This is a genomic window from Ruegeria sp. BHSC223 (genome assembly GCF_059613025.1).
The window spans coordinates 58,744-71,231 of record NZ_JBXWRR010000002.1; the positions used below are offsets into that span (position 1 = coordinate 58,744).

The window sequence follows — 12,488 nt, forward strand, 5'->3', positions numbered from 1 at the left end:
GCCCCGATGCAGGACCTGCGCACCGACCGCGTGGTCATCATCGGCGCCGGGCTGGCTGCGATCTATGCGGCGCTAAAGCTGGCGCCCCACCCGGTGCTGATGATCTCGCCCGACCCGCTGGGCCATGGCGCCAGCTCGGCCTGGGCGCAGGGTGGCGTGGCCGCCGCGATGGACCCCGCCGACACGCCCGAGGCGCATGCCCGCGACACCCTGCGCGCGGGCGCGGGAACGGTGCTGCAAGAGGTGGCCGATTACGTCACCCGGGCGGCGCGCGCGCATATCCTCGACCTCACCGATCTGGGTACCGCTTTCGACCGCACCCGCGACGGCGGCTATGTGATGTCGCGCGAGGCGGCGCATTCAGCGGCCCGCGTGGTGCGGGTCAAGGGCGATCAGGCCGGGGCCGAGATCATGCGCGCCCTGATCGCGGCCTTGCGGCAAACCCGGTCGGTTCAGGTGCTCGAAGGCGTGCAGGTCGCGCGTCTGCTGGTCGAGGCCGGGCGGGTCACCGGCGCCTGCCTCACATCGGCCGCGCCCGAAGGCTCCGCCCCCGTCACCCTGCGCGCGCCCGCCGTGCTGCTGGCGGCGGGCGGGGCGGCGGGGCTGTATGCCCAGACCACCAATCCCGCCCGCATCCGGGGACAGGCGCTGGGCATGGCCGCCCGCGCGGGCGCGCGCATCGCCGATGCCGAATTTGTGCAGTTCCACCCCACCGCCATTGCCACCGGTGCCGATCCCGCCCCCTTGGCGACCGAGGCGCTGCGCGGCGAGGGCGCGACGCTGATCGACCGGCACGGCCAGCGCTTCATGCCCGCGCTGCATCCCGACGCTGAACTGGCGCCGCGCGACGTGGTGGCCCGCGCCGTCTATCTGCAAACACAGGCGGGCAATGCCCCCGCGCTGGATACCCGCGCGGCCATCGGCGCGCATCTGCCCACCCTCTTCCCCGCCGTCGCCCGTGCCTGCGCCGAGGCGGGGATCGACCCGCTTTCTACCCCGATCCCGGTAGCGGCGGCGGCGCATTACCATATGGGCGGCGTGGCCGCCGATCTGGATGGAAAAAGCAGCCTGCCGGGCCTCTGGGTCTGTGGCGAGGCGGCCTCGACCGGGTTGCACGGCGCCAACCGGCTGGCCTCGAACGGGCTTCTGGAGGCGCTGGTTTTTGCCCGCGCCTGCGCCCGCGACATCGCCCGGCAGGTGCGCCAGACGGTGGCGGCGCGGGTGGACATTCCCTTTGTCCCCGGCGGCGATGCGCCCGATGCGCGGGCGGTTGCCGAACTGCGCCGGATCATGACCGATCATGTGGGCGTGGTGCGTGATGGTGACGGGTTGCGCCGCGCCCTGCGCGCCATCGCGCAGATCGAGGCCGCGCATCCCCCCTGCGACGCCTTTGCCAACATGACCGCCACCGCCACGATGATTGCCGCCGCCGCGCTGTTGCGGCAGGAGAGCCGCGGCGCGCACTATCGCACCGATTTCCCGCAGGCCGCGCCCGGCCCCGGTAAACGCTCGGACCTGACACTGGAGCAGGCGCTGGCGCTGCGCAACACGCTTTGACCCAAGGACCCGCCATGACCCATGCCCCCCTGCCCGACCTGATCCTGGAACCGCTGGTGCGCGCCGCTCTGATGGAGGATCTGGGCGCCTATGGCGACATCACCACCCGCACCGTGATCGCGCCGGGCACCCGCTATTGCGCCCGGCTGAACGCCCGCGCCGCCGCCACCGTCTCGGGCATGCAGGTCGCCGCTCTGGCCTTTCGGCTGGTCGACCCGGCACTGCGGGTCGAGACGCTTGTTGCCGATGGCCAGACCTGCGCCACCGGTGACACGCTGATGGTGATCGAGGGCGAGGCCGCTGCCATCCTGTCGGCCGAGCGGGTGGCGCTGAACTTTGCCGGGCGGCTCTGCGGCGTCGCCACCCTGACCGCCGCGCTGGTGGCCGAGACGCGCGGCAACAGCGCGCGCATCACCTGCACCCGCAAGACCACGCCGGGTCTCAGGCTGGTCGAGAAACAGGCGGTGCTGCATGGGGGCGGCTTCAACCACCGCTATTCGCTGTCCGACGCGATCCTGATCAAGGACAACCATATCGCCGCCGCCGGCGGTATCCGCCCCGTACTTGAGGCGACCCGCGCCCGCGCCTCGCATATGGTCAAGGTCGAGATCGAGGTCGACCGCCTCGACCAGCTGGAAGAGGTGCTGACAGTGGGTGGCGCGGATGCGGTGCTGCTCGACAACATGGACACGGAAACGCTGACCCGCGCGGTCCACATGGCACGTGGTCGCCTGATCACCGAGGCGAGCGGCAATGTCACCCTCGACACGGTCGCCGCCATCGCGGCCACCGGGGTGGATTACATCTCGTCAGGCGCACTGACCCATTCCTATCGCACCGTCGATCTAGGGCTTGATTTCTGATCCTTTGCGAGGCGCTGCCTCGCGCTCCGGAGTATTTGCGGCGAAATGAAGAGACAGGCCCGTCTCTTTCCTCTTGCTGAAAATATCCCGGGGGAGGCACCGCAGGTGCCGGGGGCAGAGCCCCCTTTCGCCCGCGCGGCTTGACTCCCCGGCCCGATCCGCGTAATCCCGCCGCAACTGTCCGGAAGCGTCAAACCTTCCGGTCCCCGGTCTTGTCCGGGGATCGCCCTCCACCAGCGTGTTACGCCCGTGGAGGCGATTGTGTATTGATACACCGCTTCCTACCTTGGGGGCGCGACCGCAACAGGCAAAAGGAGCCGGAGAGCCATGTTTGAAAATCTGTCCGAACGCCTCTCTGGCGTCTTCGACCGCCTGACCAAGCAGGGCGCGCTGAGCGAGGAAGACGTCAAGACCGCCCTGCGCGAGGTGCGCGTCGCACTGCTCGAGGCCGACGTCTCGCTGCCGGTGGCACGTGACTTCGTCAAGGCGGTGCAGGACAAGGCGACCGGTCAGGCGGTGACCAAGTCGGTCACGCCGGGCCAGCAGGTGGTCAAGATTGTGCATGACGCGCTGGTCGACGTGCTGCGCGGCGAAGAAGACCCGGGCAAGCTGAAGATCGACAATCCGCCCGCGCCGATCCTGATGGTCGGCCTTCAGGGCGGCGGCAAGACCACCACCACGGCCAAGCTGGCCAAGCGCCTTAAAGAGCGCGAGGGCAAGAAGGTGCTGATGGCCTCGCTCGACGTCTATCGCCCGGCGGCGATGGATCAGCTGGCGGTGCTGGGCGCGCAGATCGGGGTCGATACCCTGCCGATCGTGCCGGGCCAGAAGCCCGTGGATATCGCCAAGCGCGCCAAGCAGCAGGCGATGATGGGCGGCTATGACGTCTATATGCTCGACACCGCCGGTCGCCTGCATATCGACCAGGTGCTGATGCAGGAGGTCGAGGATGTCCGCAACGTCGTCACCCCGCGCGAAACCCTGCTGGTGGTCGATGGCCTGACCGGCCAGGTCGCCGTCGAGGTGGCCGAGGAATTCGACGCCAAGATCGGCATCTCGGGCGTGGTGCTGACCCGGATGGACGGCGACGGGCGCGGCGGTGCCGCTCTGTCCATGCGCGCGGTGACCGGCAAGCCGATCCGCTTCGTCGGTCTGGGCGAGAAGATGGACGCGCTCGAAACCTTCGAGCCCGAGCGTATCGCCGGCCGCATCCTGGGCATGGGCGATATCGTCGCCCTGGTCGAAAAGGCCCAGGACACCATCGAGATGGAACAGGCCGAGCGCATGATGAAGCGCATGGCCAAGGGTCAGTTCAACATGAACGACCTCAAGATGCAGCTGGAACAGATGATCCAGATGGGCGGCATGCAGGGCATGATGGGCATGCTGCCGGGCATGGGCAAGATGGCCAAGCAGATGGATGCCGCCGGTCTGGACGACCGTGTCCTGAAACAGCAGATCGCGCTGATCCAGTCGATGACGAAGCGCGAGCGCGCCAATCCCGCCCTGCTCCAGGCCAGCCGCAAGAAGCGGATCGCCGCCGGTGCCGGGATGGAGGTCAGCGACCTCAACAAGCTTCTGAAGATGCACCGCCAGATGGCGGACATGATGAAGAAGATGGGCAAGATGGGTAAGGGCGGCATGCTGAAACAGGCCATGAAGGGCATGTTCGGCAAGGGTGGAACACCCGCTGACATGGCCGAGATGGCCAAGGGCATGGACCCCAAGGCGCTGGAGGCAGCGGCCAAGGCGATGGGCGGCGGCAAGGGTCTTGGCGGCGGTCTGCCCGGTCTGGGTGGCGGCATGGGCCTGCCGCCGGGTCTGAGCGGACTGGGAAAGAAGAAGTAACATGACTCCGATCCCCACCATATCGACCGAACGGCTGACGCTGCGCGCGCCGGAGCAACGGGACTTCCCGGGCTTTGCGGCCTTCTTTGCGTCGGACCGGTCGAAATTCGTGGGCGGGCCGGTCCCGGCGGAACAAAGCTGGCGCATGCTGGCGGTCGAGCTGGGTCATTGGCAGCTGCGCGGCTATGGACGCTGGGCGGTCGAAGAGACGGCAACCGGCCGCTTTGCCGGCATCATCGGGTTGTGGTGCCCCGAAGGCTGGCCCGAACCGGAAATCGGCTGGGACCTGATGGACGGGTTCGAGGGCAAGGGATACGCGACCGAAGCCGCCCGCGCCGCCCGCGACTATGCTTATGATGTGCTGGGTTGGCAGACCGCGATCAGCCTGGTCGCGCCCGGCAATGACGGCTCGCGCCGCGTCGCCCAGCGTCTGGGCGCGGCACAGGACGGATTGTTCACCCATGAGCGGTTCGGCAAGCTGGAGATCTGGCGCCACCCGGCCCCGTCCGAACTGTCGGATGGCGGCATGGAGGCCTATACATGATCGATCTGCAAATCCCGACCCTGACCACCCAGCGCCTGATCCTGCGCGCGCCCGAGGCCCGCGATTTCGACGGCGTGGCCACCTTCTTTGCCGATGGTGATCGCAGCTGGGGCTTTGGCGGCCCGCTCAGCCGCAACGAGGCCTGGCGCTGGTTCGCCTCGATGATCGGCCATTGGGTGCTGCATGGCTATGGTTTCTGGATGGCCGATACCCGCGAGGGAGAGCCGGTCGGCTTTGTCGGCATCTGGTCGCCCGAGGGCTGGCCGGAACCGGAGCTGGGCTGGGTCGTCTACCAAGGCGCCGAGGGCAAGGGATATGCCCGCGAGGCCGCCGAGGAAATCCGCCGTTACGCCTATGCGGTGCTGGGCTTTGAAACACTCAGCTCGAACATCTTTCCGGGCAATGCCCGCTCGGTCGCGCTGGCTGAGCGCATGGGCGCGCGTTTCGAGCGCAGCTATGACAACGTCACTCATGGCACCGAACATGTCTATCGCCACCCCGGCCCCGACGATCTGGCAGAGGGGGCGGTATGAGCATCCCCACCCTGCACACCGACCGTCTGACCCTGCGCGCCCCGCAACTCGCGGATTTCGAGCATTGGGCCGCCTTCTTTGCCTCTGAGCGGTCGGTGCATGAACGCGGCATGATGGAGCGCGCCGCCGCCTGGCGCGTCTGGGCCTCGGATGTCGGCATCTGGACCCTGCGCGGCTATGGCCCCTTTGGCGTCGAACTGCGCGACAGCGGCGCTTATGTGGGCGAGGTCGGCATCTACGAAGCCGATGGCTATCCCGGCCCGGAACTCGGTTGGTTCGTGATCCCCGAGGCCGAGGGCAAGGGATACGCCGCCGAGGCGGCACGTGCGGTGATGATCTGGGCGCGGCGCAATTTCGGCTGGGACCACCTGACCAATATCATCGACCCGGACAATGCGCGCTCCATCGCGCTGGGCCTGCGGCTGGGCGGGGTGATCGACCCCGACGGCATCGGCGAAGACCCGGGCGATGTGGTGATCGCGCACGACCTGCGGGGGTTGGCATGACCCATACCATCCCCGTCATCGAAACCCGGCGTCTGATCCTGCGCGGCCCCGAGCCCGAGGATTACCCGGATTTCAAATCGACGTTCACCAGCTATCGCGCCCGGTTCATGGGCGGGCCGCTGAACCCTTATGAGGCATGGATGCTCTATGCCGCCGAGATCGGCCATTGGCAGATCCGCGGCTATGGCATGTGGATGATCCACGACAAGGTGACGGACGAGACCTATGGCATGGCGGGCGGCTGGAAACCGGCGCAATGGCCCGAGGCCGAGATCGCCTGGGTGATCTGGCCCGATGCCGCCGGCAAGGGCTATGCGCTGGAGGCCACCCACGCGGCGCGCAAACACTTCTATCGCCATCTCGGCTGGGAAACCGCCGTCAGCTATATCGACCCCAAGAACCTCGACTCGATCCGCCTGGCCGAGCGGCTGGGAGCCAAGAAGGACCCCGAGGCACCGACCATCGACGGCAACGACGCGGTCTATCGCCACCCCTCGCCCGCCAAGCTGGAGGGCACCCAGCTGGCACATGGGATCGACATGGAAATCGCCCATTACGCCGACCCGCTGTTCAAACCGAAAGGATGGGCCATTGACTGACACCATGCCTGATCCCGTGGCGCGCGCCGCCGAACTGCTGAAAGGCCACCGCGCCAGCATCGACCGGCTGGACGCGATCCTTGTCTACACGCTCGGCGAGCGGTTCAAACACACCCAGGCCGTGGGCAAGCTCAAGGCCGAGCACGACCTTCCCCCGTCCGATCCGGTGCGCGAGGCACAACAGATCGAGCGGCTCGAAGACCTGGCGAAAGAGGCCGATCTGGACCCTGATTTCGCCAAGGCTTTCCTGAATTTCATCATTCAGGAAGTCATCCGACACCACAGGAAACACCAGGAATAACCGGGCAATACCCGGTCAACACGAAACACGCCCCCCGGCGTGACGCCATCAAAGGAGAAACACAATGGCAATGAAAATCCGTCTGGCCCGTGGCGGCTCGAAAAAGCGTCCCTTCTACCGCATCGTGGCCGCAGACAGCCGCATGCCGCGCGACGGCCGCTTCATCGAGAAGCTGGGCACCTATAATCCGCTGCTGCCGAAAGACAGCGAAGAGCGCGTGAAAATGGATGTCGAGCGCGTGCAGTACTGGCTGAGCCAGGGCGCCCAGACCACCGACCGCGTCGCGCGCATGCTTGAAGCCGCCGGTGTCGTCGGCAAGACCGAGCGCTCGAACCCCAACAAGGCCGTGCCGGGCAAGAAAGCCAAGGAACGCGCCGAGGAGAAGGCCGCGAAGGCCGCTGCAGCAGCCGAAGCGGCAGCCGAAGAATAAGCGGGTCGCGCGTGCGGGATCAGAGCTTTTCCGACGATTTCCGCACGCAGTTCGACCTGCTGATGCGGCTCCGGCGCGATGTACGCCGGTTCCGCACCGATCCGGTGGACGAGGCAGTGCTGACACGCTGCCTCGACACCTTTCGCCTGGCGCCCTCAGTTGGCCTGAGCGAACCCTGGCGCGTGATCCGCGTCGAAAGCAAGGCCGCCCGCGCGGCGGCGCTAGAGAATTACCAGACCGCGAACGCCGAAGCGCTGACAGGCTATTCCGGCGACCGGGCGCGGCAATACAGCCAGCTCAAATTGTCGGGCATGCAGGAGGCGCCGGTGCAACTGGCGGTGTTCTGCGATGACGCCACGGTCAAGGGGCACGGTCTGGGGGCCGGCACGATGCCGGAAATGCGGCGTTACTCAGTGGTCTCTGCGGTGACCCTGTTCTGGCTGGCGCTCAGGGCCGAGGGGCTGGGGCTGGGCTGGGTGTCGATCCTTGACCCCGACCGCCTTTGCCGCGATCTGCGCACGCCCGAGGACTGGCGGCTGATCGGCTATTTCTGCATCGGTTGGCCGCAAGAGGTCTCTGACATTCCCGAATTGGAAACCGCAGGCTGGGAAGCGCGCGACCGCCACCTGACGGTCGAGACACGATAGCTCCATGCTCCGCCCCGTCCGGCTGTTTTTCTTTGTCACGGTCGCCTTTGTCGTCGGAGTGGTATACGAACGCAATGCCCACCGGGACCGCTGCTTGGATGCCGGCGGGCGGGTCGAGGCGGATTTATGCGAGGGATGGCAAAAATGAGCGATCTGATTTGCGTGGGTTCGGTGGCGGGCTCTTTCGGGGTGCGCGGCGAGGTAAGGTTGAAAAGCTTCTGCGCGGTGCCCGAGGATATCGAGCTTTATTCGCCGCTGACCGACGAGACCGGCACCCGGCGCTTTCCCATCGTGCTGACCCGTGCGATCAAGAACGGCTTTGCCGCGCATCTGGGTGGCGTCGAGACCAAGGAAGCGGCAGACGCGCTCAAGGGTCTGCGCCTTTATACCCAACGCGACCGGCTGCCTTCGCTGCCCGATGACGAGTTCTATCACACCGACCTGATCGGGCTGGAGGTGTTCGACACCGGCGGCACGCTTCTGGGCAAGGTGATCTCGGTCCAGAACCACGGCGCCTCGGACCTGCTGGAGATCGGCGGAGGTGGATTGAAATCGCCGGTCCTGTTGCCCTTTACTCAAGCTGCAGTCCCCACCGTGGACCTTGATCAACGCCGCATCGTCGCCGACCCGCCCGAAGGACTGTTCTGACCGCGCCTGCAGCGGCCCCTGGTTCGCGTTGTCTACGCAGGGCCTTTGAGCGCAGCAGCGAATGACGGCGGCTTCAAGCCCAAAGCGGTCGGGGCAGTCGTCGAATCCGAATTTCTTTTTGATTTGGAGACTTGGCGCGCAATCCAAGCTCGGTTGTTTTTTTCGTTTCTTGTTCAGAAAATGTTGGTGTTAGGCTCAGAAATATTTCTACCTCGATCAGCGTTCGACAAAATGACCAAAACAGATTTCACCCGTCGTACAGCAATAACCATTCTTTGCAGCGCGTCGATGATCGCGATTGCCAATGCCACGCCTGCTCACGCCGCCTCGTCATTGCAGGATTTTGGCAGCCAGCTCAACGCACTGCCCGAGATCACCGTTTACATAGCGCAGCGCGTCATCACGATGGAGGACAACGACCCAGCTATAAACGCGGTTGCCGTGGTCGGAGACCGTGTTCTGGCCGCTGGTTCACGCGACGAAATCGTCAATAGGATCGGCTCGCAGCCCTTTCGGCTGGACGACAGATTCTCCGACAAAGTCATAATTTCTGGCTTGATCGACCAGCACGTGCATCCTTTCCTCGCTGGATTGACCCTGACCTCCGAGATCATATCGATCGAGGATTGGAACCTTCCGACTGGCTTTTCGAAGGCCGCCAAGGATGAGGCGGAATACAAGTCTCGTTTGCAAGCCGCTGAAGCGGCATTGGATGATCCTGACGCCTTGTTGCTGACGTGGGGGTATCACCACTTCTTTCATGGCGAGATCAGGCGTGCACAACTCGACGAGATCAGCAGCACGCGCCCGATCATCATAGTCCATCGATCTGCGCACGAGTTGATCCTTAACACCCCCGCTCTGGAGCGGCTGGGCATCAACCAAGACTTCGTGAATGGCTTTGCGGGGCTCGCGCTTGAGCAATCGAGCTTTGAAGATGGGTATTTCTTCGAAGCAGGAATGTTCGCCGTCCTTCCCGCCGTCGCTCCAGTGCTTGCCACACCAGAGCGCCTGGGCGCCGGCCTGAGGCTGGCGCGCGAGTATATGCACCGCGCAGGCGTCACGGTTGCAGCGGAACCGGGAGGCGTGCTGTCTCGACCTCTTCAAGAGGCAACCAACGCCGTCTTCTCGGGGTCTGACGCACCGCTCCGGATGTATTTCATCGCCGATGGCAAATCTCTGGCAGCCTTGCATTTCCGGAAAGGCTCCATGATCGAGGAAACCGAAAAGCTGCTCGATTGGGGTGAAGGCAAGACGGCTTTCATGCCGAAGCAGGTGAAACTCTTTGCCGATGGCGCTATTTACAGTTTGGCCATGCAGGTCTCGGAGCCTTATGTGGGCGGCGATTTCCACGGCGAGTGGATCATGCAACCGGACGAATTCGACCCCGTGTTTGATGCCTATTGGGATGCAGGCTACCAAATACATATCCACCAGACTGGTGACCTAGCTGTTGATTTGATTCTGGACGCTGTAGAGCGAAACATGCGCCGGAACCCGCGGGCAGATCACCGCACGACATTGGTCCACTTCGGTTATGCGCGAGAAGGCCAAGCAGACAGGATCGCCGATCTGGGCTGCATCGTCAGCGGCAATCCTTACTACGTAACCGCCTTGTCAGATCGATATAGCGAGCTTGGACTCGGTCCAGAGCGTGCAGACGACATTGTGCCCCTTGGCCCGATCAAGGCCAACGGTATCCCGATCTCTTTCCACTCAGACGTTCCGATGGCGCCCGGTGAACCGTTGTTCCTGGTATGGGCTGGTGTGAACCGGACGACCGTATCTGGCCGCGTGGCCGGCCCCGAACACCGCTTATCTGTCGAAGACGCGCTGCGGGCTGTGACCATTGATGCTGCCCAATCCCTTCGGTTAGAGGGCGAGATTGGCTCGCTCGCTCCCGGCAAGTTGGCGAATTTCACCATCCTTGAAGAAGACCCATTCGAGGTGGAGCCCGACAAAATCAAAGACATCGGCATCTGGGGAACCGTACTTGAAGGAGACATCTTCCCTGTATCGGACGACTTCGATCTCGACCGCGCGTCATTGTCGCCACCCCGCGATACAGTAAAATCGCCAACAAAGCCGTTGTATGCGCTTGCTGACGTATCGGGCATCGCACAGAAGGGCATGCTTGCCGGATGCTCGTGTTGCGCTTCGCCGGTGTCTCAGTCGTGCACCGCATCGGCGGCGGGACAAGTCTCGGCAGTTAGCTGTTGCGGGACCAACGCATTGGGGTGGGCCGTCGTGTCTGAATGGGCGTCTCAAGCATAGACCGGAGCCAATCTGACTACAGGTTTCGGACGTCCGCGTTGACATGCAAAGCAGCCGCCCAAGTCCCGAGGCGCAACCAGCCGAGCCCGGCACGCGCCCTCAGTGCTTGATCACCAACCCCTGCCCGGTGGGGATCTCCAGCACCGTGTGCCCGCGCGCGGCCATGAAGGCGTTTTCGGCGTGGCGTTGCGCGGCGTAGCCGGTCCAGCCGTAATCGTCGAACACGATCATCCCGCCCGGCACCACCTTGTCGAACAGCGCCTCCAGCGCAGCAATTTCCGAGGCCGCCGAATTCATGTCGATATGCAAGAGCGCGATCTGCTCGGGGCAGGCCTGGGCGAAACTGTCTGGCACCATGCCCTGCACGATCCGCGTATTCGGGACCTTGGCAAAGCGCTGCTGCACCACCTTCAGGATCGCATCCGGATCATCGGCGATGTCCTGTTCATAGGCCTGATTTGAACGTTTCTCGGAATTCATCGCCTCTGGTATGCCCTGATAGGTGTCATAGAGATAGAGCGTCTTGTCAGACTTGGCGAAGTCCAGATAGTCGGTCAGGAACGCGAAACAAAACCCCTTCCACACTCCGCATTCCACGAAATCGCCGGGCAGTTGCATCACGTTCTGGGCGGCCCAGAGCAGCGTATGCAGCCGCCAGGCAATCGATATCTCCTGTTTTGTCTGGGCGTTTCGGCGCAGCGTTTCAACGAATTTCCTGTCCTCGCGAAACCCGCCTGCCCGTTGCAACCCGATCAGATTGTCTGAGGCGTAGACCGAGCCAAACAATTCTTGCAGCGTCTCTAGCGCGATGCGAAAGCGGTCAGCATTTTCACCGTCAAGCTTTCCATAAAACAACTTTTTCCCCTCTTATTGCAAATACTCACCCCTATCTGCGCATCACGGCACAGGAGCTGTCAATCTTCCTTCGGCGTTTGATAGCGTCGCCACAAGTCGGGTCGGCGGCTCTGCGTGATCTTTTCGCTCTGGGCGCGGCGCCACTCGGCTACCTTGCCGTGATGGCCGGACATCAGCACCTCGGGGATGGGGCGGCCCATCCATTCGGCGGGGCGGGTGTATTGCGGATGTTCCAGAAGCCCCGAGGAAAAACTCTCCTCCTCGGTCGAGGCCTGGTTGCCCAGCACGCCGGGCAGCAACCGCACGGTGGCGTCGATCAGGGCTTGCGCCGCAATCTCGCCACCGGTCATCACGAAATCTCCCAGCGAAACCTCCTGAATGCCGTAATGCTCCAGCACCCGCTCGTCGACGCCCTCGAAGCGGCCACAGATCAGCGTGACCCCGTCACAGCGCGCCAGCGACTGCATAAGCGACTGATCCATCGGGCGGCCGCGCGGCGACAAGTAGATCAGCGGCCAGTTGCCGCTGGCGCCTTGCATCGCGCGTTCGATCGCTGGGGCCAGCACATCGGCGCGCAACACCATGCCGGCGCCGCCGCCGGCCGGGGTGTCATCGACATTGCGATGCTTGCCGATGCCGAACTGGCGCAGTTCGATGGTCTCCAGTTGCCAAAGCCCCTCTTGCAGGGCGCGGCCCGTCAGGCTTTCGCCCAGAACACCGGGAAAGGCCTGCGGGAACAGGGTGATCACCCGTGCCTTCCACACGCCATGCAGATCGGGCGTGTCGGTGATCAGCTCGCGGGGTTGCAGCGTCGGGCGGATGGCCTTGCGGCCATGGGATCGGGCGGGTGGTGTGCTCATGGCCGCTGTCATAGGGCAAGGCG

14 protein-coding genes are annotated in these 12,488 nt (G+C 64.4%); 12 read left to right on the forward strand and 2 right to left on the reverse strand.

The genetic code is table 11. The features are described 5' to 3' along the window. Positions 1–6: 6 nt before the first annotated feature. From AC2FNY_RS04275 to AC2FNY_RS04330, 12 genes are all read left to right on the forward strand, one after another. Positions 7–1,557, forward strand: coding sequence for an L-aspartate oxidase (locus AC2FNY_RS04275; protein ID WP_496801733.1), 1,551 nt, complete (start codon positions 7–9; stop codon positions 1,555–1,557). Positions 1,558–1,571: 14 nt separating this feature from the next. Beyond that, the gene (gene nadC, locus AC2FNY_RS04280) at positions 1,572–2,420 is read left to right on the forward strand and encodes a carboxylating nicotinate-nucleotide diphosphorylase (RefSeq protein ID WP_496801734.1); all 849 of its coding nucleotides are present in this window, start codon (positions 1,572–1,574) and stop codon (positions 2,418–2,420) included. A 327-nt stretch (positions 2,421–2,747) separates the two neighbouring features. Next, the gene (ffh, locus tag AC2FNY_RS04285) at positions 2,748–4,268 is read left to right on the forward strand and encodes a signal recognition particle protein (RefSeq protein WP_496801735.1); all 1,521 of its coding nucleotides are present in this window, start codon (positions 2,748–2,750) and stop codon (positions 4,266–4,268) included. A 1-nt stretch (position 4,269) separates the two neighbouring features. Beyond that, entirely contained in the window at positions 4,270–4,812 is a 543-nt protein-coding gene (locus AC2FNY_RS04290) for a GNAT family N-acetyltransferase (RefSeq protein ID WP_496801736.1), read from the forward strand. Further along, positions 4,809–5,345, forward strand: a complete 537-nt coding sequence (locus tag AC2FNY_RS04295) for a GNAT family N-acetyltransferase (protein ID WP_234165805.1) — start codon at positions 4,809–4,811, stop codon at positions 5,343–5,345. The genes AC2FNY_RS04290 and AC2FNY_RS04295 overlap by 4 nt, the downstream gene beginning before the upstream one ends. Further along, a complete protein-coding gene (locus AC2FNY_RS04300; protein ID WP_496801737.1) occupies positions 5,342–5,851 on the forward strand; it encodes a GNAT family N-acetyltransferase in 510 nt (169 codons plus the stop codon). Before AC2FNY_RS04295 ends, AC2FNY_RS04300 begins: the two co-directional genes overlap by 4 nt. Further along, complete coding sequence (locus AC2FNY_RS04305; RefSeq protein ID WP_234220637.1) at positions 5,848–6,450, forward strand: GNAT family N-acetyltransferase; 603 nt, start codon at positions 5,848–5,850, stop codon at positions 6,448–6,450. The genes AC2FNY_RS04300 and AC2FNY_RS04305 overlap by 4 nt, the downstream gene beginning before the upstream one ends. Positions 6,451–6,454: 4 nt before the next feature. Further along, the gene (locus AC2FNY_RS04310; RefSeq protein WP_011048942.1) at positions 6,455–6,751 is read left to right on the forward strand and encodes a chorismate mutase; all 297 of its coding nucleotides are present in this window, start codon (positions 6,455–6,457) and stop codon (positions 6,749–6,751) included. 64 nt (positions 6,752–6,815) lie between these two features. Then, entirely contained in the window at positions 6,816–7,181 is a 366-nt protein-coding gene (gene rpsP, locus AC2FNY_RS04315) for a 30S ribosomal protein S16 (protein ID WP_234139885.1), read from the forward strand. Between the two features lie 11 nt (positions 7,182–7,192). Next, entirely contained in the window at positions 7,193–7,828 is a 636-nt protein-coding gene (gene bluB / locus AC2FNY_RS04320) for a 5,6-dimethylbenzimidazole synthase (protein WP_496801738.1), read from the forward strand. 144 nt (positions 7,829–7,972) lie between these two features. Continuing rightward, complete coding sequence (gene rimM, locus AC2FNY_RS04325; RefSeq protein WP_234139887.1) at positions 7,973–8,476, forward strand: ribosome maturation factor RimM; 504 nt, start codon at positions 7,973–7,975, stop codon at positions 8,474–8,476. Between the two features lie 45 nt (positions 8,477–8,521). Beyond that, a complete protein-coding gene (locus AC2FNY_RS04330) occupies positions 8,522–10,750 on the forward strand; it encodes an amidohydrolase (protein WP_496801739.1) in 2,229 nt (742 codons plus the stop codon). Between the two features lie 99 nt (positions 10,751–10,849). Here the strand turns inward: AC2FNY_RS04330 and AC2FNY_RS04335 are convergent, their stop codons facing one another. Then, positions 10,850–11,605 (reverse strand): TylF/MycF/NovP-related O-methyltransferase, encoded by a 756-nt coding sequence (locus tag AC2FNY_RS04335; RefSeq protein WP_234165802.1) that lies wholly within the window; start codon positions 11,603–11,605, stop codon positions 10,850–10,852. 59 nt (positions 11,606–11,664) lie between these two features. Beyond that, the gene (trmD, locus tag AC2FNY_RS04340; RefSeq protein ID WP_234165801.1) at positions 11,665–12,465 is read right to left on the reverse strand and encodes a tRNA (guanosine(37)-N1)-methyltransferase TrmD; all 801 of its coding nucleotides are present in this window, start codon (positions 12,463–12,465) and stop codon (positions 11,665–11,667) included. Between the last annotated feature and the right edge of the window lie 23 nt (positions 12,466–12,488).

Bases quoted from the DNA above. Each gene is read 5' to 3' on its own strand.
- AC2FNY_RS04275 (WP_496801733.1), top strand. From the start codon at position 7: ATGCAGGACCTGCGCACCGACCGCGTGGTCATCATCGGCGCCGGGCTG.
- nadC (WP_496801734.1), top strand. From the start codon at position 1,572: ATGACCCATGCCCCCCTGCCCGACCTGATCCTGGAACCGCTGGTGCGC.
- ffh (WP_496801735.1), top strand. From the start codon at position 2,748: ATGTTTGAAAATCTGTCCGAACGCCTCTCTGGCGTCTTCGACCGCCTG.
- AC2FNY_RS04290 (WP_496801736.1), top strand. From the start codon at position 4,270: ATGACTCCGATCCCCACCATATCGACCGAACGGCTGACGCTGCGCGCG.
- AC2FNY_RS04295 (WP_234165805.1), top strand. From the start codon at position 4,809: ATGATCGATCTGCAAATCCCGACCCTGACCACCCAGCGCCTGATCCTG.
- AC2FNY_RS04300 (WP_496801737.1), top strand. From the start codon at position 5,342: ATGAGCATCCCCACCCTGCACACCGACCGTCTGACCCTGCGCGCCCCG.
- AC2FNY_RS04305 (WP_234220637.1), top strand. From the start codon at position 5,848: ATGACCCATACCATCCCCGTCATCGAAACCCGGCGTCTGATCCTGCGC.
- AC2FNY_RS04310 (WP_011048942.1), top strand. From the start codon at position 6,455: ATGCCTGATCCCGTGGCGCGCGCCGCCGAACTGCTGAAAGGCCACCGC.
- rpsP (WP_234139885.1), top strand. From the start codon at position 6,816: ATGGCAATGAAAATCCGTCTGGCCCGTGGCGGCTCGAAAAAGCGTCCC.
- rimM (WP_234139887.1), top strand. From the start codon at position 7,973: ATGAGCGATCTGATTTGCGTGGGTTCGGTGGCGGGCTCTTTCGGGGTG.
- trmD (WP_234165801.1), bottom strand. From the start codon at position 12,465: ATGAGCACACCACCCGCCCGATCCCATGGCCGCAAGGCCATCCGCCCG.